The sequence below is a fragment of the Acidobacteriota bacterium genome, from assembly GCA_016713675.1.
Taxonomy (GTDB): domain Bacteria; phylum Acidobacteriota; class Blastocatellia; order Pyrinomonadales; family Pyrinomonadaceae; genus OLB17.
On sequence record JADJOS010000001.1, the window covers coordinates 668,365 to 688,389 of the forward strand.

Sequence of the window (20,025 nt, forward strand, 5' to 3'; positions counted from 1 at the left end):
CCGCCAGCTCGGCTAAACGGCTACGAACAATGTTTCCGTCCAGAGTTCTGCCCGTCTCTAATGTGAAAAAACTCACGCAAATTTTGGACTACGTGAAATTTTTCACGGCCAGCAATTTCGTCAACACCAATAAATACCGACATTCCGAATGGAACGCGAATTGCGACATTTAATGCGAGCGATCTTGAAACGTTCAAATATCAAATCAAATCTGCGAGGTTTTTATATGTCACCTAAATTCTACGGCTTCTTGTGGGCGACCTATTTTTTGGCGGCAGCGGTTGTTTTGCTGGCAGGTCTAATGACGATGTTCACGACCGTCGTATTCGGCTTTGTCGCTTTTGGTTTTGTGTTTATGGGAATGATGTGTGTGCTCCCCGGAGCCGTTTCACATCCGCATGACGTCAAGCAGCGATCTTCAGCCAAACCATTGGCGGAAGTGTCGGCGAAAGCATCTTCTGCTGTTACTTCGTATAGATCAGCATAGTCAGGAAGAGCGGAATTTTGGTTTTCGAAACTCAGGAGTAAGTATATGAGTAATGAAGAAACACAATTAACAAAAGCTGAACCGCAAAACGCCCCTGCACCGGTGATCGTTGATGCGGAAAAGATGTTCGAGAGGTTCGCCGAGATCACAAAGGAAACTGCGGCCAAGGCCTATGAGTTCTTTATAGAAAGAGGAGCTCAGTTGGGCACGCACTTGGAAGACTGGCTGCGTGCCGAATCGGAAATGCTCAGGGCGGCTCCGGCTAAGATCACGGAAAACAAGGATCTGGTCAACGTGGCGATCGCGGTCCCGGGATTTAAGGCCAACGAGATCGAGGTCAGCATAAAGGACAAGATGCTGATTGTCACCGGCCAAACGTCCGAAGAGATGAAGAACGAAGACGAGGACACGTTCTACAGCGAATGGAGAAGCGATCGCTTCTTCCGAAAGCTGGCATTGCCGAGCGAGGTAGAAACGGCGGACATTGACGCGAAACTAAAAGACGGCGTGCTTACATTAGCTCTCAAGAAGCGGGCCGAAACCGAGGTTGCAAAGGTAAAAGTTCAGGCGGCGTAATTGCCGTTTGAAGGGCAGCAGGTTCACCGGACGCGCCGTGCCGGCACCTGCTGCCCATTTTGTCTTTACTTTTTGACAATTCTGGCCGAACATCCCTGATATGAAACGTTGGGCTGTAACCATCATTGCGGTTTTTTTGTTGTCCGCGTTTCCACTGCTGTTTATCGAATCTCCGGTCTTTGCCCGCGTCACGGCGGTCGCAGCAGTCTGCCTATATCTTTGGATCTCCGAGACAACACCACCTTTCGTCCCGACCCTGGTCCTTTGGGCACTTATCCCATTGGTTCTGGGCCATTTCGATCCCAAATATTCGTTAGCACATGTACTTTCGTGGGCGGTCGACCCTGTGATGGCTCTGTTCTTTGGCGGATTTACGTTGGGAATCGCGACCCAGGCATTTGGCCTAGACAAGCGAATGGCTCGTTTCGCTTTTCGTCGTGCCGGACGTTCGTTCCCCTTGTTCCTTTTGCTGATCATTGTTTTTACGGCGTTTCTATCGATGTGGCTCTCAAATATTGGAGCAGCCGCCTTGATATTGGCGTGCCTGAGACCGGTATTGAAAGAGTTTGGGGATGACCACCTTATGCGGCGGACTCTGCTGATCGGCGTTGCCCTTGGGGCGGATCTTGGCGGGATCGCAACTCCGATCGGGACTGGCCCCAACGCTATCGCGATAGCCTTTTTGGCTCCGGTCAGCCATGTTTCTTTTATCAACTGGATGGCGTTTGCCCTTCCGCTTACGGTCGGAATGCTGTTTCTTGGATTCGGAATGTTGTGTTGGCGGACAAGGTCGATCTCGGCGTCCTGGACAAAACGAGACGACAATCTTAAAAAAGCTCTTTCCGAAGCTGGCGAAGGAAAAGATCCGGCGGGACAGGCTGTGTTCCTTGGTGTGTTGGTGATCACAGCTTTGCTCTGGCTTACTGAGCCGCTGCATGGCATACCTTCGTCGGTCGTTGCGATAGGTTCGGCAGCGTTTATCTTCCTAACCGGAATGTTAAGCAAAAAGGATCTGACGAAGCTTGATTGGTCAACACTTATCCTTATCGCCGGCGGCATTACTCTAGGGAGACTGTTCGAGCAATCAGGCCTTATCAAAGCTATTGCCGCAAATGTCCCGTTCGGCGAGTTGGACCCGAGGATCAGCCTGTTTGTCCTTTGTCTCGTTAGTGCATTGCTGGCTTCATTGATGAGCAACACCGCGACCGCCGTTCTGCTGATCCCGCTTGCATCAGCGCTGATCCCGTATCCTTCGACGGCAATACTGATCGCGGTTTCCGCGTCGTTCGGTATTCCGTTCGTTATTTCGACGCCTCAAAATGCAATGGCGTTCGGCGAAGGCGGCGTCAGATTTGGCGATATGTTTTGGCCGGGAATAGTGCTAATGATAGTCGGCTGTTTGGTGGTCAGCCTCACAGGCCGAGCGGTGTTGAATTTTGCCGGCATTCCGTAATTCGGGCGCGCCGATACACGATCGGCGCCTAGACACCCGATCGGAGAGCGGCTGATATTGAATGATAAGAATGCGAACTTATTTTTGCGAAGCTTCAAGACCGGATCCGCCCGAGGCATATTCCGGCTGTACGTTTACGACGCCGAACTGACGATCGTCACCTTCACGGTTGGCAGCCATCATCCATAAAAAGTTTATCGACCCGCCCGGAGCGGCAACGTTAGGATGATAGCCCTGCGGCATAATTACAACATCGCCCTCGTGGACGACCTGAACTATCTCTGGTTCCTGGAGCGTAGTATAGACCATCTGAATGCCCCACTGCGGAGCGGGCATGTCGATGTAAAGGTAGGCTTCTTCGAGCATATTCTGATGCTCGTGCGGCGGGAAGGATGTCCAATTTCCGTCCGACGAAAAAGTCACGCCTGCCATGATGCGGCCGGCGTCGACGTTTTTGCCGATAAGGACATTGAGGTCGCGTTCGGTCGGCGGTTTGCCGGCGACAAAATGAAGTGCCGGATCCCGGCGAATATCGTTGAACGCGACAAACTGCAGTGGATATTGATTCTCTACCGGCGAAGAAAGTTCAGCCAGATCAAAATCGCCGTCGCTGGCGGCAATGATCTTCGAATCACGCGGTATGTAGAGTGCGTCGTATCGGCTCATTGCGAACGTCTGGCCGCCAGTCGTCACATGGCCCGAGCCATTAAGGCATATGAGACCGGTCTCGTGCGTCGCATTTTCAAACGCGATCGGCGCATCACCCGCTTCTAACCGGATGCGTCCATAGAATAGGTTGCGCGATGCGGTTGTTCCGGGTTCGACAGAGCGAGTTCGCCCCTTATGCATGTGCGTCGCCTTGACGATACATGTTGCCGGATCGATGTTCTCCAATTTGATCTGTGTTTGCATACGATTGATCCTACAAGTCTGAATATCAAAGTGAAACGGTCTGTTCAGCCCAAAATTGAAATTCTCTATGCTTCAAGATCTCGGCTTTCGCCTGTATCTCGCCGCTTGCGGTCTTACGCACATGCTCAAAAAGCCGCGTACCAACCTCGACAATACTCTCAGTCCCGGTGATCACATTGCCCGCCGAAATATCAATATCCTGGGCCATTTTCTCAAAAACGCGGTTGTTCGACGCAAGCTTAATGACCGGAGCGATCGCATTCCCGATAGTTGTACCGTTTCCGGTCGTGAACACAACGACCGTCGCCCCTGCCGCCACAAGTCCGGGCGTTGATTCCTGATCATAACCAGGGCCCTGCATAAGATTGATGCCGCGAGACTTTGGTGTCTCAGCGTACTCGACGCAGTCCTCGATCCGTGTTGTTCCCGCCTTGACGATCGCTCCGAGCGATTTGATCGTAATATTCAATAGCCCGCCGGCTTTGTTTCCTGTGCTTGGGTTCTGCCCCAGAACGCCTCCAAACTTGGATGCGTATTCTTTGTACCAATCAACAAGTGCGTATATCTTACGGCCCGTCACCGAATCCTTGGCACGATTTGCAAGAATATGTTCGGCACCGCAAAACTCCGGCACCTCCGTCAATAGTACCGTCCCGCCGCTTTTCACAAGCAGATCTGAGCAATACCCTAGCGACGGATTTGCTGAAATACCCGAAAATCCGTCAGAACTTCCGCATTTCACACCGAGTACGAGTTCGCTTACCGGAAATTCCTCGCGTACGCATTTATCGACTTCGGGTAAAAGATCTTTGACATACTGCAGACCGAGTTCGATCGCCGCCTGAGTTCCGCCGACTTCTTGAATGCCGATCTTATAGACCGGTTTCATGATCGGATTCTCGCGTTTGGTCAAGTATTTTTCGACGAACGAAAGGTTCGTCTTTTCGCAGCCAAGGTCGATCAGTATGACACCGCCGACGTTAGGATGATCGGCATAATTCGCGAGTGTTCGCATCATCACGTCGAGAGTCGAACCGTCCTGACAACCGCAACCCTTGTTGTGCGGAATCGCTACCACTCCATCGACATTAGGGAATTTCTCGCGATCGTAGTGCATGAACTCGGCCATCATCGAGATCTGGGTCGCCTCGTGGCTCGCACACATCGACGTCGGCACTATCAAAACAAAATTACGCGTGCCAACGCGGCCGTCCGCCCGGCGAAATCCCATAAACGTTCCGATCTCGCTCGCGTCAAAATACTCAGGTGCTGCGGTGTGCAGATCGTCCGGCAGATTTCGCACAACCGGCACATCATCCGACATATTTTCGTGAGTGACCCATTCCCCTTTTTCAATTCCCAGCGAGGTCCCGATCGGCTGGCCGTATTGCCGGACAAATTCTCCAGCCGGGATCGCTGAAGTCGCAAAGCGGTGCCCCGGCGGAACGGCCGCCGCAACGGTGACATCGCCGCCATTTGGCATCGACAATTCCATTCCGGGCACAGTTTCATTTTTGACCACGGCAACATTGTCTTCCGGGTTTACAATGATCGCGTAATCGCTGATCGCAACCGCTTTTTCAGCGTAGGTGTCCAACATATTTGCTTATTCGAATAGATCAGGCAACACAAAGCTGCGAACATCGTTATGCAGCCGCACCAAAAGTCCCGGATTAACGTCAACCTGACGTTGTAATTCAGTTCGATTCCCAGATAATTCCGTTTCGATCATTCGCTTGAAACTGGCCCTCTTGGCCGGGGCAGTCGAGGCATCGACGATCGCCTGAACGATTCTCTTTGCTCCGAGGATCGCCGCCGGCCCGAGCGTCAATATATACGCAGCGTTGCGGCACTCTGTCTCATCTTCCTCTGAAACTTCACTGCCGCCGACCTTGAATTTCGAAATATGATGTTCCAGAATGCTCGAACTAATGGGGATAATTCCGGCAAAATCATCAAATGTCGCCCCGCAGCCCGGTTTGATATAGCAAAGGTGCGATGCTGCTTCAGCTTCCGGGCCAAGCCCGAGAAAGAACAGGTCAATGCCGCCTAGGCTCTCCAGCTTTTCGACGTAACTGACCAGGTCACCCTCGATATCATCGGTCTCGGTTATCATCGGCGTAAAGCTCTTGATCTTCGAAAAGAAAGCGGGTCCGAGCAGCCTTTCAAAATCGCGGACAAAGCTAAGTCCGTTGTTCATTCGCATCGGGGCCAACGCGTCCTGTGTGAAAACATGCAGCCGGCCGAGCAATTCGTCGATCTCATCGGTTTGGGCAAGTCCGGCGATCAAACGATACATCGCCTGGGCGCCTCTTCCTCCAAGCAGGATAATAGTGATGTCACCGCGATTTTCGGTGGCATAAGCGACGAGTTCGTCGTACATTGCCTGACCAACGGTGGTCTCAGATTCGAGCACGTTATATTTGAAAGCTCCTTTGAACGAACCGAACTCTTGCTCGTTTTCTCTCAGGCCAAGCCAAATATTGTCTCCGGCAACTCGGCGGCCAAATGTCTTTTTAGAGGATGTTTGCATTTGTGACTCTTTATCGTAATATCTTAATTGGTTAAACCAATTAAAATCAAGTATAATTTTCCGAAATATTGAAACTCGAAAGATCGGAGATACTTTTGCTAACAATTTTGGGGAAATACGAGTATTTGCTGGAAACCGTTACTGAAACGATGCCAAAGCAGTTTCCGACTCTAAAGCATAAATGGTAATACCTTTGTGCAAAACCCTCGCTGACCAATATGAGGATCATCACATTATGAGCTTTTCACAATTAGAACTGAATAACAGGGTTGCCGTAGTTATTGGAGGCACTTCAGGCATCGGCCGGGCGATCGCACACGGACTCGCACATGCCGGAGCTGATGTTGTCTGCACATCGCGCCGCACCGAACAAGTTGCGGCCGCCGCGGCTGAGATCGAATCGATCGGGCGGCCCACGATCCGCGTTCCTTCTGACGTATCTAGCAAAGCTTCCCTTGAGCACCTTCTCGCCGAATGTGTCGCGGCGTTCGGCAAGGTCGATATCCTCGTCAATTCGGCCGGGCGAACAAAACGTGAGCCTACCCTCGACGTCGATGAAGAGACATGGAACGGCATCATGGAAACGAACCTGACCGGCACACTTCGCTCGTGCCAGGTGTTCGGCCGCCACATGATCGAAAACGGCTATGGGCGAATAGTTAATATCGCATCGCTTTCGACTTTCGTTTCCCTTTTCGAGGTCGCCGCTTACGCAGCAAGCAAAGCCGCCGTCGCATCATTGACCAAATCTCTTGCGATCGAATGGGCAAAGAACGGCGTCAACGTCAACGCCATCGCACCCGGTGTTTTTAGAACCGCATTGAACGAAAAACTGCTCGACGAAAGTGAACGCGGACGCGAATTTCTCACGCGAACGCCGATGGGCCGATTCGGCAAGGTCGAGGAACTCGCCGGTGCCGCGGTTTTCCTCTCGTCCGAAGCCGCGAGTTTTGTCACGGGCGAGGTGCTTGTCGTTGACGGAGGATTCCTGGCGAGCGGCGTTAATCAGTGATCGAATAGAATGTCCAACGAGATCGAGATCAAAACAGAACGGCTCATCAATTTGCTCCGCGAAAATTCGCTCGGCGGGGTTCTGATCAACGCTCAGCACAATTTTGCTTGGATCACCGGCGGCCGGAATAACGGCATCGATCTCAGCCGCGAAAATGGAGCCGCTTCGATCCTAGTGACGGTCGAGGGCCAACGATATCTGCTGGCAAACAACATTGAAATGCCGCGAATGCTTGCCGAGGAGATCTCGAGTGATGAGTTCGAGCCGTTGGAATATGGCTGGCAGGATGAAAAGGCGAACGCGGATCTTGTATTTGAAAAGGCAAAGTCGGTGTGCGGCGGTATAGCAACTACGGACTACGCTATCGAAGGCAAGATCGCCCGGTGTCGTTATTCACTCACTGACGAAGAGACAGATCGGCTTCGATCGTTGGCTGGCGATGCATCATCAGCTCTCGGGCAAGTGATCAGCGAACTCTCCATCGGTGAAAGCGAGCTGGAAATTGCGGAGAAATTGCGGCACGAACTCGCTCTCGGCAAAATGGCATCGGTCGTTACTCTGGTAGCCGCCGACGATCGGATCTCGAAGTATCGCCATCCTATTCCTACAGTGAACCGTTGGAACAAAACGCTTTTGCTGGTCATGTGTGCCAAACGCGGCGGATTGATCGTCAGTCTCAGCCGCATGGTGTGTGTCGGCGAAGTGCCGCACGAGTTAAAACGAAAGACCGAATCGGCCGCCTATGTCAATGCGTGTTTGCTTGATGCCACACGTCCGGGTGTGAAGGGTGCCGAATTATATCAAACGGCCGCAACCGCATATGCTGCGCAAGGATTCGCGGGCGAGATCGGCCGGCATCATCAAGGCGGTGCCGCTGGATACAGAACGCGCGAATGGGTCGCTCATCCGCAATGCGGCGAAATAGTGCAGCCGGATCAGGCATTTGCCTGGAATCCGTCGATCACCGGCACCAAGGTCGAAGACACATGTCTGGTTACCCAAAACGGCGTCGAGACCATAACGGCCTCACCCGAGTTTCCGCAGATCGCCGTAACTGTCGCAGAACGCGAATATTTTTCTCCCGGCATTTTATCGATTTAAATAGAAGGAGCATTCCTAATGAACGATCAATCCGAGATCATCGAAAGCCAAAAAACGCAGGACGACGGAGAATTTATGTCGGCACCCGAAGAGTCGGGCGGTTCTGCGACCGGAGCCGTTATAGCTGGCGTCGGCGACCCGACCGTACGCGTTGGGCATTATCGCTGGATGATCTGTACGCTGCTGTTTTTTGCCGCGACGGTCAACTATATCGACCGTCAGGTTTTGGGGATCTTAAAGCCGACATTGACCGCAGAATTCGGGTGGTCGGAGATCGATTATGGCTGGATAGTGTTCTCGTTCCAAACTGCTTATGCGATCGGTTTACTTTTTGTGGGCCGTTTGATGGACCGGTTTGGGACGAAAAAAGGCTTTGCACTATCGATCACTGTTTGGAGCCTCGCCGCGATCGCCCATGCATGGGCTGTGCCGATCGGTGTCGCAGCAGCAGCATTGCTCAACTATTTGGGATACGTATCGACTACGACAGCATTTGCGTCGGTCGTCGGATTTATGGTCGTGCGATTCATATTGGGTCTCGGCGAAGCCGGCAACTTTCCCGCCTCGATCAAAACTGTGGCGGAATGGTTCCCGAAAAAGGAACGAGCTCTCGCGACCGGCATTTTTAATTCCGGAACGAACGTCGGAGCACTTGCAACGCCTCTCCTCGTGCCTCTGATCGTCCTTTATTGGGGATGGTGGGAAGCCTTTATCATAACCGGTGCGATCGGCTTCCTATGGCTTTTGTTTTGGCTGGTGATCTATAAACGACCGGAAGAACATCATCGACTATCATCCGCTGAGCTTGCCTACATTCAAAGCGATCCGGTCGAACCGGCGGTCCGAATTCCCTGGAAACGCCTTTTCCCTCATCGACAAACCTGGGCCTTTGCCATTGGCAAATTTATGACCGACCCGATCTGGTGGGTCTATCTATTCTGGCTGCCGAGTTTCCTTCACGATAAGCACGGGCTTGATCTGAAAACGTTCGGACTGCCGATCGCCGTGATCTACATTATAGCTGACGTGGGAAGCATAGGTGGCGGATGGCTATCTTCGAAGATGATCAAAATGGGCTGGACCATCAATCGTTCGAGAAAGACCGCAATGCTTATCTGTGCACTTTCGGTCGTCCCGATAGTTATCGCCTCAACTACAACCAGCCTTTGGCTGGCTGTGATCTTGATCGGCATTGCGGCAGCTGCCCACCAAGGCTGGTCGGCGAATATCTTCACGATCGCTTCTGATATGTTCCCGAAACAAGCGGTCGGTTCGGTCGTCGGAATAGGCGGTATGTTTGGTGCGATCGGCGGCATGGTGATCTCGCCGCTGGTCGGCTACATCCTGCAGACGACCGGGAGCTACGTTCCCATTTTCATCATCGCGGCATCGGCCTATCTCGTGGCTTTGCTGATAATTCACCTGCTGGCACCGAAACTCGAACCGGCGAATATCAAGTATGATTAATAACTAGCCCCGAATAACAAAAATGGCACGAATTCAGATCGGATGAATTCGTGCCATTTGTCTATTTTGCAGCGATATTTATTTCTCAAACCGAAACCAGTCAATATCCGCCGAACCGGCATCATTAAATTTACCCGGACGCGTGTAGAAAAAGCCAACCTTCGCACCGATCCAACGGCCCTCGCGTGCCTTGAAAGGTTGGCCAATAGCCGTAAAACTCTTGCCGTCGATACTATAACTGAAATTACAGACAGCTCCGGTTTTTACACTCGCCCGAAGATAGAAATCGTTTGAGGTGAGCAATTTCGGCGAGATCTCCGTTTCCGGCGTGCCTTTGTCCGCGTCGCTTGCGATCGGTTGTGAAATGTACGATTTGCCGCCGCGGTTCGTCACGGCGATGAGGGAATAGTCTATTCCCATTATGACCAGTCCGAATCGTTCCCCTTCAAATCGAGGCTCCAGCCGGACTTTTGCGGTCGCCGTGAATTCATCGGCCGGGAATTTTTGCAGAAGTAGATTTGGGAGATCCCATAGATTCTTATAACCTTCGGGCAATTGGACCGAGTTCATTCTAAGCACGCTTTTCTCTGGAAAAGGAAACGCCCATCGAGCCTCTGAATTGCCGTGCCATTGCCATTGGCGGCCGATCTCATTCCCGCTAAATTCGTCCGAATCCGGCGGAGTTGCGATCGGATATGTCTTGCTGACATTCGGCTTTTTGAATGTCATTACCGGTTCGCCGTTACCGTCTCCGTCCGGATCGGCCCCCATCACAGGAAAACCGCTCTTCCAGACAGTCGGCTGCAAATGAACGACGCGACCGTACGGCCCTCTATCCTGAAAGTGCACAAACCACCATTCACCGTTCTGTGTATCAACCAGAGCCCCTTGATGCGGCCCGTTTATCGCCGTATTGCCCTGAGCGAGTACCACTTTTTTTTCATACGGCCCGTAAATGTTCTTTGAACGCAGAGCAAGCTGCCAGCCTGTTGCAACACCGCCGGCCGGAGCAAAGATGTAATAGTAACCATCCTTCTTAAGGAACTTGGGGCCCTCGACCGTCGCGTCCGCCGCATGCCCGTCGAAAACCAGAACGCCGTCGTCCAAGATACGCGTGCCCTCGCGGTTCATCTTATTGACGACCAAAATGCTCTTGATCCCCGAACGGCTTCCGGCGAATGCGTGGACGAGATAAGCATTTCCGTCGTCATCCCAAAGCGGACACGGGTCGATCCAGCCCTTTGCTTCCTTGATCAGCAACGGCTTGGTCCATTCGCTGGCAGGATCCGCCGCCTTCGTCATATAAATACCAAAGTCCGGGTCACCGTAGTAAATATAGAATTCACCGGCATGGAAGCGTATCGACGGAGCCCAAACGCCGCCGCCGTGCTGGGGTTTCGCGAATACGTCCCTAGGTTCCTGTTCGCGAAAAGCGTGATTGATCAACCGCCAGTTCACAAGGTCCTTGGAATGAAGGATCGGCAATCCGGGTACTGCGTTAAAGCTCGACGCCGTCATATAGAAATCGTCTCCGACGCGTATCGCGTCCGGATCGGAATAATCGGCATTTAATATCGGATTCTTGTATGAGCCGTCACCGTTATCAGCAACCCAGACCTTTGATATCTGCGATCTTGCGCCGATGGCAGCAAAAAGGAGAACGAGGATCAAGGCTGATCTCGAAACTAATATCATATCGGTCGATCCTGTATTTTGTTATTTGCCGTTTCGGGCTGCGTTTTCCATTTCTTCGAGTCGCTGTGCTTTCTGAGTCTCGACTAGATGGTCATGCATCGCCATCCGAGCACCTTCGGCGTCATGTTCGCGCATTGCCCGATAGATCTCGTGATGTTGTTCGGCACTCTGTTTGAGATCGGTCGCACGTTTTACAGTCTTGCTGCGGCTGTCGAATAGGATCGTAGCGACCATGTTCATCAGCGAAGTAAGAATACGGTTGTTCGACGCCGCGGCGATCGTCTGGTGAAACCGCATGTCGTGGACCAAATACTGCTCCGGGTTGCTGAGCGAAGCATACATCCCGGTGATCTCTTCGGCCATGAGCGTCATTTGTTCGCTCGTAGCACGTTCCGCCGCGAGGCCGGCAATGCTCATCTCGAGAGCAAGTCGGGCTTCGAACATTTCGTCGGATGTGAATCCGTGCAAGGCCGACAGCATCCTCAAAGCACTGCTGTCGAGAGTCGGCGATTCGTCGGCAGGAGCGACAAATGTACCTGCACCTTGTTTCGACTGCAAAATGCCGATCGTTGAGAGTGAACGGATCCCGGCCCTTAGTGTCGGACGGCTCACACCGAGAAGTTTTGCCAGATCTCGTTCCGGCGGCAACCGGTCACCTGACGACAATTCGCCGTTGTGGATCATATTGCGCAGGCGCTCAACCACTTCTTCGGCAGTAGTACCGTTCTTTTCCGAATTTAGATTTTTGAAAACTGCTGGTACTTTTCGCGGCATTTTTTTGTCCACCTTATTTTATCGCAACTCAACAATTTTTGTCGAAATTATCATTTTGCCGGCTGTTTCGAGGCGAATATCTTGATAAGTATCATTGAAAACCCTTTACCGGTAACGGTCCGCTGATGCCTTGTGCCTCGCGGAACGAAGATAAGATCGCCCTTCTTGATCGTCACGCTGTTTCCGCCAACCGCAGATTTTGCACGCCATTCGCCCGGCGAGATCTCATTCGGTTGTAACAGCGATCCACCTAATACCAACGTCGCGTTGCCTTTCAGCACATAGTAAATATCATCCGAACCGTCGTGTACTTCGTTCAGGTCGTTCTCACGTTTCGAATCGTGAAAGATCGCCACTCGAGTTTGCTCCCCGGCGGCAGCCACGACATCTTCGTTAGTATTTCCGGGCTTGGCAGCGAGCATCTTCTCGATCTCGGCAACTTGCTGTTTCGATTTGACTACGTACGGACCAGAGGCGGTCGAAGGCTGACGAACCTGTGAAAAGGCTGCGACAGAGCCCATCATTATCAAAAATGTTGTTAATACTACTCGCATTTTCTATTTTCCCCTGGCTGCGGCAAGCAGCCATTTTGCCAGATCACGTGATGCCGCAAAATTTTGAAATTCCGCCGGCAAGCGGCGGCCGTCGACATATTCGTTATAAAGCCACGGATCACCGATGACAAATACAGTTCCCTTTCCGTGTTTCGCGGCGGCCATGATCGTATCGCCATTTGCGCTCACGACGGCCTTGGCCTTGCCGCTCAAGGCGAGTGTCGAAACTTCTTTTACGAATACCTTCTTGGCAGTCCTGAAGACCGGATCTCCCGGTGCGATATCGATGCCGCCCATTTTATAATCGTTATTTGTGACCTCGAATTTGCGGTCTTTGTTGAACTGAATGCCGAACGCCGCCGCGAGCGTGTTGAATCTATCAAGCTCTGCGTTCTGTGCGTCGTTGCCCATCAGCACCAGAACGCCGCCGCGTGTTACCCAGTCGCTGATCGCTTTGACATGCTTGGGTTCGACAAACTTTGGGCTCGGTGTTTCTTTTGCTGTGTCAGGATCGACGATGATGTAAACGCTCGCACGGCTGAGCTCGGCAGCGGTCGGTTCACCGGATAGCTGTGCGACATTAGCACCCATCGAGCGAAATGCTTGCCCCCAAAAGTGAAATCCGGCGTCCGGTTTTTCGTTCCATTTGTAGTGCCACACCTCATCTTCCGGCAGATTTTTGCTCTTACGGACCTCGTGATTGAAATAGTCATCGAGCATCACTGTCTTGCCTGAGCCGATCCAGCCGCGTTGATATGACTCCATTTCGAGTGCCGCACGGATCGCAGGCCCGAGGCCTTTCGCATCATTTGTCCGCAGCTTTTCGCTCATGTAGTAATCGAACGACCCGTCCCGATATGGATTTCCGCCGAGGCCCGAAACCGAAACGGTGCCTTCCCAATCGGTTTTGCCTTCTGCGTTCGTTTTGATGAACTCTTTCTGTATGCCTTCCCATCCGCGGGATGCGACCTTCATGAACCGCTTGTCGAGATACCCCTCGCGAACGCCGCGAGCGATCGAATAGACGAACATTGCGGACGCTGACGACTCGAGATAGTTTGGCTTACGATCAGGGAGATTGAGGATGTCATACCAAACACCGGACCGTTTGTCCTGTACCTTTTCGATCGCAGCTGCTTCGCGTTGCAGAATGGCGATCAACTCGCCTCGGCGAGGATGGTCCTTTGGGAAATATTCGAGTGTATCGACGAGTCCCATCGCGTACCAACCCATTGCCCGTCCCCAATAATGCGGAGATCTGCCGGTCGTTTTATCAGCCCATTTTTGCTGTTTTGATTCGTCCCAGCCATGGATCAGCAAGCCGGTTTTCTCATCACGGCTGTTTTTTTCCATCCAAACGAATTGGTTAGCGATGTCATTCCAGTTGTCCTCGCCAAAAACCTGCGAATATTCCGCATAGAATGGCTGGCCCATGTAGAGGCCGTCGAGCCACATCTGATAGGGATATATCTTCTTATGCCAAAATCCGCCTTCTTTAGTACGCGGATGCGTTCGGAGCTGCGAGCGAAACAGGTCGACCATCTTTCGATACTTCGCGTCGCCTGTGATCCGATACATCATCATCATCGCGATCGCAGGTGTGACGTGGTCGATGTTGTACTCTTCAAGGTGATAATCCTTGTGGTTGCCGTTTTCGTCGATCCAATGGTCCATTCCTTTTTGAATATGACGAAAATATTTGGGATCGCCGGTCTCCTGCCACATTGATTCAATAGCTTTAAGGATGACGCCCTGCTCATAATTCCACTTTGGCGGAATGCCCGGCGAATTCCGCTTATCGACCCAAATTCGATTCATCGCCGTATCGGCGAGACGCTCGGAAACAAGCGTGCCTTGAGCAAAAGATGTTGCGGCGACGATCAGAATTAGTGCGATCAAAGTTATAAGTCTCATTTTTTTAGGTATTTACGTAATTTCAATTTCGATTCGCTTATTCCCTCGACCGCAAGAGTCGCCACTTCGTCGGCTCCCTTTGGATTGAAATGCGTGTTATCTTCGATGCCTTTCGGATAATTCGCATTTTCGTCAGGTTTCAGTTGAAGGAATAAACTCCTTGAACCCTCGACGCCGAGGCGTTTTATCAGCGCTTCGGTCTTACGATGCATATCGATAAGCGGCACTTTTTTTTCTTCTGCAACAGCACGAACTATGTCTGGATATTCACCGTGCGAATCGACTAAATTGCCGTCTTTGTCGAATCTACGGCGCATCACCGGCGTCATCAGCACGATGTTACCGTCCTTGCAGCGAACCTCGTCAATAAATTTGATCAGATTCGCCCGATATGCGTCGGGCGGCGTGTAACGCTCGCCTTTGTCTTTCGACGAATCATTGTGCCCGAACTGCACGAACACCGAGTCGCCTTTCTTTACTTCATTTACGATCTTCTGCCATCGCCCTTCAGAAATGAACGTCTTTGTGCTCCGGCCATTCATTGCACGGTTCTCGACCCGCACCTTTCCGTCCTTAAAATGCTTTCCTAGCATCTCGCCCCAACCTGTTTCAGGACGTTTCTCCGGCAGTTTGTCCGCACACGTCGAATCGCCGGCGAGAAACACTGTGACCACCCGCGGCTGAGCGAGAACGCTCGTCGACAAAATTAAGATGAAAAGCAGATAATTCATACTTTGACCAATTCGTTGATCTTGACCGGACGCTGCTCCTCGACGCTTGTGCGTGCGGCAACGCCGACCATACACGACATCGCTCCTGCCCGAGCGCTCGGCAATTTCAGATAGTCCGGCACGGATGCGTTGCGAAATATCACATCACGCAGCCTATCATCACCGCCTGAATGCCCGCCCTTGATCTGCGGCATATCCAACTCCTCGTGTTTTCCAAAGTTCTTGCTCAAGAACGCCGTCGATTCGCGCGCGACTTCCCATGGCTGGCGTTCATAATCGCGAACCTCGAGCCGCCCTTTTGTTCCATTGAACGCTAGCCGATACCCTTCTAACGGCATCGCCGCATTCAGCGAATATGCAAGGCTTGCCCCGTTCGTATAACGCACGATCGCCGACATTGAGTCATAAATATCAACGTCATCCCTGTAAACACAGCCGTCTCGATAATAGCCGTCGGCACTTTCGCATTCGGAGTACAATTTGGTCAAACGAGCTTCCTTTGTGATATCCCAATAGAACGGGCATTTTGTTTTGTGCAGACACGGCCGGCAATTCGAGTGGCGAAACGGCCCGTTCTTGCCGTAGACGTTTAACGCCCCGTATGCCGTAACCTCGACAGGATCGGCATCGAGAAACCAATTTATCAGGTCGAAATGATGTGTTGCCTTATGTACCCAAAGACTGCCGCCGCCTGACTTGAGCCGATGCCAGCGGCGAAAATAGTCAGCACCGTGTCGGGTGTCCAGATACCAGCTGAAATCGACCGATATGACCTTGCCTATCTCGCCTGACGAAATGATCTGCTTTATCTTCTCGTGCTTTGGTGCGTATCGGTAATTAAAGGTGACGATGATATTCCGGCCGTGCTTCTTCTCGGCATCGAGTACTGACTGACAGTCCTTCGCCTCGATCACCATCGGCTTTTCGGTGATCACGTTTACACCTTTTTCGAGGGCTCGCTTGATGAATTTGTGATGAGTAGAGTCCACCGTCGTGACCATAACGGTCGAAGGTTTTGCCGTTTCGATCATCTTGTCAAAGTCGGTGAACGTCGGACAATCGGCTCCGATCAATTTCTTTCCGGCCTCGACACGAAGAGGATTGATGTCGCACAGGCCGACGAATTCGACCACGTCTTTGTACCGTTCGGCAATGTCTTTGCCCCACATTCCGGTCGCACGGTGGCCGGTACCGATGATTGCGTAACGCAGCCGTTCGAGCGGCGCAACTCTGGCGAGCGACGTGCCGGCAAGCACCGCACCCGCGACCACTGAGGCTCCGCCTTTTACAAATTCGCGTCGGTCAATATTGTCTTTCTTCATAATGTCTATTCGAGCGAATCGACCTTCTTTCCGCCAATGGCCACGTTTTCGAGCTTTATACCTTTCACATTTTTAACGATGTTCTTGTTCTTCATTTGGCCAAACGTGCAATTCCTGAGTGACACATCGTAAATTGGAGCGTTATCGAGCCCCTGCAGATCGACCGCACGATTGCCGGTGCCGCAAGTCAGCCCGTCGATCCGGACATTTCGAACAAGCGGAATGTGCGCGCCCTTAGCGCCTTCCTCGTAGTTAAAATCTATTTCGATCACGGCCCTTGAGACCGTGCCGATCGTGTTGTTCTTATAGTAGAAATTCTCAAGCTTACCGCCGCGAGACGCATTATTTTTGAATCGGATCGCGGTCCACAGGTCGGGACTGTCGAGCTTATTGTCGTGTGCAAATACATTGCGAACGCCGCCCGAGATCTCGCTGCCGACCGTTATGCCGCCGTGGCCGTCACGCATCGTACAATTACGGATGATGACGTTCTCGGTCGGTGTATTGAGCCTGCGACCGTCGTTATTGCGGCCCGATTTGATCGCGATGCAGTCGTCGCCGGTATCGAAAAAACAGTTGTCGATGAGGACATCCTTGCACGATTCGGGATCACAGCCGTCATTGTTCGGGCCGTGCGTCGCGATGTGCAGATTGCGGACGATGACGTTCTCACACAAGACCGGATGCACTTCCCACATCGGCGAATCGATGATCTTGACGCCTTCGATCAGCACGTTCTTGCATTTATAAGGTTGTATGAACTGCGGCCGAAGATAATCCTTCTCACCGCCAAAAATGCGCTCTTCGACCGGTGCATTCCGGTCCATGAATTCGTAGAGCTTTGCACGTGCTGCCCGCTGGCTCATGACCTCAGGATTGCCGCCGTATCTCGGATTGCCGTGCCATTTCCAAAAGAACGCTTTGCCCTGCCCATCGAGCGTGCCTTCACCCGTGATCGCAATATTAGTTTCCTGATAAGCGAAGATCAGCGGCGAAAGGTGCATCAGCTCCATTCCCTCCCAACGGGTGTGAACAATGGGCATATACGCCTTGGCATCCGTAGCAAATTTTAACGTAGCGCCTTTTGAAATATGCAGATCGACGTTCGATCTGAGCCTGATCGCTCCGGTCAAAAACTCGCCCGCCGGCACGACAACACGTCCGCCGCCCGCTTTGCTGCAGGCATCGATGGCCTTGTTGATCGCATCACGGCAGTCGACCTGGCCTCCGGCCTTTGCTCCGAATTTCAGAATGCTGTAGTCCCGCTTCCTGAATTTCGGTGCCTTGATCCGTGCAAGGATCTTTGGATACTCGGTCGTCCACGGGTCGGCCTGTCCAAAGGCAAGTGCCGGCGCTAACATAAGCCCGGCCGTTCCGATCGAGAAATTGACAATGAAATCGCGTCTATTTTGCATAATCCTCTATCATTTCCAGGCCTATTTTGTGACTCCTCCGAGTTTCTGCTTCCATTTTGGGTAATCCTTTTCGAGCAGGTTATGCGGACTCGAAACGTACCAAGTGTAGCCGCCTGCCCGTTCAGGGTCGAGGTCCTTGATATCGTATTTGATCACTGCATCACGGCCGACAAATACCGGACGCATCGTCTCCATTTCATAGAATCGTCCCCACAGCGGCGTTGCCGCGGGATCCCTGACCAGTGAATATTTCCAACCGGCAGGCGTCGAGGTCCGATCCAGCTTTCGGCCGACGATCTTGTTCTTTTGATACCAGGCGATTGCCGACTCGACAGCAGCTATCACCTCTTTTGACGGTTGTTTGACGCCCATCAGGAACTTTACGATCGCTACGGATTCTCCGCCGGTAAGCGAGATCGGTTCGAATGCACGGGCCCTTGCCGGCTTTAACGTCACTTCGTCATACTGCGCCGCCCAAATGGTCGGCTTGCCGTTGATCGAAACCTGCAGTTTGACCGTGAGATCGAGGCCCTTTGCGAGAGCGGCCTCACATTTCTTACGTCGTTCGTCGTCCACGAATAAGTGGTCGGTCTCGCGTTCAGCAATATCTCGAAACAATTCGAGCACACCGATCATCGCGTCGTCATTGAATGTAATGTGCGAATAATAACCCTTTTTGAGCGGAAAGAACTGCGGAAAACCGCCGTTTTCGTATTGCGATGAGAGCAGATAATCGACGCCTTTCAGATACGCTTCCTTATATTTCGGCAGATTTCCGGGAGGCGAAGATTTGAGCAAGCTGGCAGTAATGAGCTTACCGAGGTATCTGATCTGCGTAAAGGTCGCTTTGTTATCGATCGTCGTTTCGCGGATGTCACTTTTGCTCGCGGCCAATGCTTCACGCTCGGTCCGCGTCAGCATCAGTGCCATGTCGATGTTCTTTTCAAATCCGCCGTTCGACTTTTGATAGAGCAGCAGTTGATCGCCTATCCGTGCCGCCTCATCGGTCTGGTACCAGAATGGCTTTTGCTTTAAAACTTCGTTCCAAGTGACGAGCTTCCAGTCAGGCTGCGTCTTTTCCTGCCATGCGAAGTTCTCTGCCTTATACGGGTCCCATCCGTCCCGGCCGCTCAGGAAATACTCGCCGGAAAACACCTTGACGTCTGCATCGGTGAGCTTGCGGGCCCAAGCGACTCGAGCTTCGGCGTTTGACCCCTTGCCGGTCGAACCGTATTCGGCAAAATAAGCGGTCTTTTCGCGTTGTGGTTCCCAATGATGCCAGCCTTCCGGGCGGATATCGGCGTCGATCTGGGTGTTTAGAAATACGGTACGGCCATAGTCACGCCATGGCCGCCCGAGATAAATACCGTTCTTCGTGTTGTTGCTGGTCAAACGGCATTTATGAAAAACGAATCCGGCCGGCTCGTCTGCGGCAAATCGCATCGGCGCCGTTATATAGCCGTCTCCTTTGCTATGAATGTGACAATTCTCGAACACCGCGGCCGCCTGGCCGAATATATAATCGACGTGGCCTTCGATATATGAATCGACATAGTATTGTCTGCCGTTCTTTGCATACAGCGTGTCCTGCCAGCCAAGGAATCTGCACTTGTTGAATACAGTTCGATCTGCCTCTACGAGCACCGCTACGGCCTGCGATCCGATACCGAATGAATTCTCAAATGAGATGTTCTCTGCGTAAAAATCGTGCCCGCCGATATAAACGCTGTAGCTCGCCGATGTTGAACCCGCAGCTTTGTTTGAGAGGCTAAAGGTAATAATGGTCTTTTCGGCGACGCTGCCAATGAACGAAACGTAAGGCTTGTTTGCCGGAACACGAACCTGTTCGGTATATGTTCCGGGCTTGATGTCGATCACAAAGCGGCGTTTGTTATTCTCCGGCACACGATCTACCGCCGCTTGCACCGTCTTTACGTCACCACTGCCGTCAGCCGCAACGGTTAGGTCTGCCTTTGCCGGCATCGCTGCGGCAACGGCTGCTGTCAGCGTTGCGAGCAAACTAATTTGTAAGTAACGGAGGATCAACATATTGATAAAAAAGGCGCCGCATTGTCAGTC

At 52.2% G+C, this 20,025-nt stretch carries 17 protein-coding genes; 6 read left to right on the plus strand and 11 right to left on the minus strand.

Annotated elements, in window-relative coordinates; translation table 11 throughout:
- The first annotated feature begins 226 nt into the window (after nt 1–226).
- From IPK01_03020 to IPK01_03030, 3 genes are all read left to right on the plus strand, one after another.
- Complete coding sequence (locus IPK01_03020) at nt 227–487, plus strand: hypothetical protein (GenBank protein MBK7932469.1); 261 nt, start codon at nt 227–229, stop codon at nt 485–487.
- 45 nt (nt 488–532) lie between these two features.
- Complete coding sequence (locus tag IPK01_03025; GenBank protein ID MBK7932470.1) at nt 533–1,063, plus strand: Hsp20 family protein; 531 nt, start codon at nt 533–535, stop codon at nt 1,061–1,063.
- Nucleotides 1,064–1,163: 100 nt separating this feature from the next.
- Complete coding sequence (locus IPK01_03030) at nt 1,164–2,516, plus strand: DASS family sodium-coupled anion symporter (GenBank protein MBK7932471.1); 1,353 nt, start codon at nt 1,164–1,166, stop codon at nt 2,514–2,516.
- 78 nt (nt 2,517–2,594) lie between these two features.
- On the opposite strand, the gene IPK01_03035 is transcribed toward IPK01_03030, so the two are convergent.
- From IPK01_03035 to IPK01_03045, 3 genes are read right to left on the minus strand one after another with little or no spacing between them, the layout of a single operon-like run.
- Complete coding sequence (locus tag IPK01_03035; protein MBK7932472.1) at nt 2,595–3,428, minus strand: 5-deoxy-glucuronate isomerase; 834 nt, start codon at nt 3,426–3,428, stop codon at nt 2,595–2,597.
- Between the two features lie 25 nt (nt 3,429–3,453).
- Nucleotides 3,454–5,028, minus strand: a complete 1,575-nt coding sequence (locus tag IPK01_03040; protein ID MBK7932473.1) for an altronate dehydratase — start codon at nt 5,026–5,028, stop codon at nt 3,454–3,456.
- Nucleotides 5,029–5,034: 6 nt separating this feature from the next.
- Nucleotides 5,035–5,961 (minus strand): hypothetical protein, encoded by a 927-nt coding sequence (locus IPK01_03045; protein ID MBK7932474.1) that lies wholly within the window; start codon nt 5,959–5,961, stop codon nt 5,035–5,037.
- A gap of 235 nt (nt 5,962–6,196) precedes the next feature.
- Between IPK01_03045 and IPK01_03050 the strand changes: the two genes are divergently transcribed.
- The 3 genes from IPK01_03050 (at nt 6,197) to IPK01_03060 (ending at nt 9,541) form a co-directional block, all read left to right on the plus strand.
- Entirely contained in the window at nt 6,197–6,973 is a 777-nt protein-coding gene (locus IPK01_03050; protein MBK7932475.1) for a glucose 1-dehydrogenase, read from the plus strand.
- A 9-nt stretch (nt 6,974–6,982) separates the two neighbouring features.
- Complete coding sequence (locus IPK01_03055; protein MBK7932476.1) at nt 6,983–8,074, plus strand: M24 family metallopeptidase; 1,092 nt, start codon at nt 6,983–6,985, stop codon at nt 8,072–8,074.
- Between the two features lie 75 nt (nt 8,075–8,149).
- Nucleotides 8,150–9,541: an MFS transporter gene (locus IPK01_03060; GenBank protein MBK7932477.1), complete on the plus strand. Its 1,392-nt coding sequence runs from the start codon at nt 8,150–8,152 to the stop codon at nt 9,539–9,541.
- 78 nt (nt 9,542–9,619) lie between these two features.
- Here IPK01_03060 and IPK01_03065 read toward each other — a convergent pair whose 3' ends face one another.
- From IPK01_03065 to pelA, 8 genes are read right to left on the minus strand one after another with little or no spacing between them, the layout of a single operon-like run.
- Nucleotides 9,620–11,236 (minus strand): glycoside hydrolase 43 family protein, encoded by a 1,617-nt coding sequence (locus tag IPK01_03065; protein ID MBK7932478.1) that lies wholly within the window; start codon nt 11,234–11,236, stop codon nt 9,620–9,622.
- 21 nt (nt 11,237–11,257) lie between these two features.
- On the minus strand, nt 11,258–12,010 hold the full coding sequence (locus IPK01_03070; protein MBK7932479.1) for a FadR family transcriptional regulator: 753 nt from the start codon (nt 12,008–12,010) through the stop codon (nt 11,258–11,260).
- A gap of 50 nt (nt 12,011–12,060) precedes the next feature.
- Nucleotides 12,061–12,564 (minus strand): cupin domain-containing protein, encoded by a 504-nt coding sequence (locus IPK01_03075; GenBank protein ID MBK7932480.1) that lies wholly within the window; start codon nt 12,562–12,564, stop codon nt 12,061–12,063.
- Between the two features lie 3 nt (nt 12,565–12,567).
- Complete coding sequence (locus IPK01_03080; protein MBK7932481.1) at nt 12,568–14,478, minus strand: glycoside hydrolase family 88 protein; 1,911 nt, start codon at nt 14,476–14,478, stop codon at nt 12,568–12,570.
- The gene (locus IPK01_03085) at nt 14,475–15,209 is read right to left on the minus strand and encodes a rhamnogalacturonan acetylesterase (protein MBK7932482.1); all 735 of its coding nucleotides are present in this window, start codon (nt 15,207–15,209) and stop codon (nt 14,475–14,477) included. The genes IPK01_03080 and IPK01_03085 overlap by 4 nt, the downstream gene beginning before the upstream one ends.
- Nucleotides 15,206–16,531: a Gfo/Idh/MocA family oxidoreductase gene (locus tag IPK01_03090; protein ID MBK7932483.1), complete on the minus strand. Its 1,326-nt coding sequence runs from the start codon at nt 16,529–16,531 to the stop codon at nt 15,206–15,208. Before IPK01_03090 ends, IPK01_03085 begins: the two co-directional genes overlap by 4 nt.
- Before the next feature lie 5 nt (nt 16,532–16,536).
- Entirely contained in the window at nt 16,537–17,946 is a 1,410-nt protein-coding gene (locus tag IPK01_03095; protein MBK7932484.1) for a glycoside hydrolase family 28 protein, read from the minus strand.
- Nucleotides 17,947–17,967: 21 nt separating this feature from the next.
- Nucleotides 17,968–19,995 (minus strand): pectate lyase, encoded by a 2,028-nt coding sequence (pelA, locus tag IPK01_03100; protein MBK7932485.1) that lies wholly within the window; start codon nt 19,993–19,995, stop codon nt 17,968–17,970.
- Between the last annotated feature and the right edge of the window lie 30 nt (nt 19,996–20,025).

Coding starts and splice junctions, on each gene's coding strand:
- IPK01_03020 (MBK7932469.1), top strand. CDS start 227: ATGTCACCTAAATTCTACGGCTTCTTGTGGGCGACCTATTTTTTGGCG.
- IPK01_03025 (MBK7932470.1), top strand. CDS start 533: ATGAGTAATGAAGAAACACAATTAACAAAAGCTGAACCGCAAAACGCC.
- IPK01_03030 (MBK7932471.1), top strand. CDS start 1,164: ATGAAACGTTGGGCTGTAACCATCATTGCGGTTTTTTTGTTGTCCGCG.
- IPK01_03035 (MBK7932472.1), bottom strand. CDS start 3,428: ATGCAAACACAGATCAAATTGGAGAACATCGATCCGGCAACATGTATC.
- IPK01_03040 (MBK7932473.1), bottom strand. CDS start 5,028: ATGTTGGACACCTACGCTGAAAAAGCGGTTGCGATCAGCGATTACGCG.
- IPK01_03045 (MBK7932474.1), bottom strand. CDS start 5,961: ATGCAAACATCCTCTAAAAAGACATTTGGCCGCCGAGTTGCCGGAGAC.
- IPK01_03050 (MBK7932475.1), top strand. CDS start 6,197: ATGAGCTTTTCACAATTAGAACTGAATAACAGGGTTGCCGTAGTTATT.
- IPK01_03055 (MBK7932476.1), top strand. CDS start 6,983: ATGTCCAACGAGATCGAGATCAAAACAGAACGGCTCATCAATTTGCTC.
- IPK01_03060 (MBK7932477.1), top strand. CDS start 8,150: ATGTCGGCACCCGAAGAGTCGGGCGGTTCTGCGACCGGAGCCGTTATA.
- IPK01_03065 (MBK7932478.1), bottom strand. CDS start 11,236: ATGATATTAGTTTCGAGATCAGCCTTGATCCTCGTTCTCCTTTTTGCT.
- IPK01_03070 (MBK7932479.1), bottom strand. CDS start 12,010: ATGCCGCGAAAAGTACCAGCAGTTTTCAAAAATCTAAATTCGGAAAAG.
- IPK01_03075 (MBK7932480.1), bottom strand. CDS start 12,564: ATGCGAGTAGTATTAACAACATTTTTGATAATGATGGGCTCTGTCGCA.
- IPK01_03080 (MBK7932481.1), bottom strand. CDS start 14,478: ATGAGACTTATAACTTTGATCGCACTAATTCTGATCGTCGCCGCAACA.
- IPK01_03085 (MBK7932482.1), bottom strand. CDS start 15,209: ATGAATTATCTGCTTTTCATCTTAATTTTGTCGACGAGCGTTCTCGCT.
- IPK01_03090 (MBK7932483.1), bottom strand. CDS start 16,531: ATGAAGAAAGACAATATTGACCGACGCGAATTTGTAAAAGGCGGAGCC.
- IPK01_03095 (MBK7932484.1), bottom strand. CDS start 17,946: ATGCAAAATAGACGCGATTTCATTGTCAATTTCTCGATCGGAACGGCC.
- pelA (MBK7932485.1), bottom strand. CDS start 19,995: ATGTTGATCCTCCGTTACTTACAAATTAGTTTGCTCGCAACGCTGACA.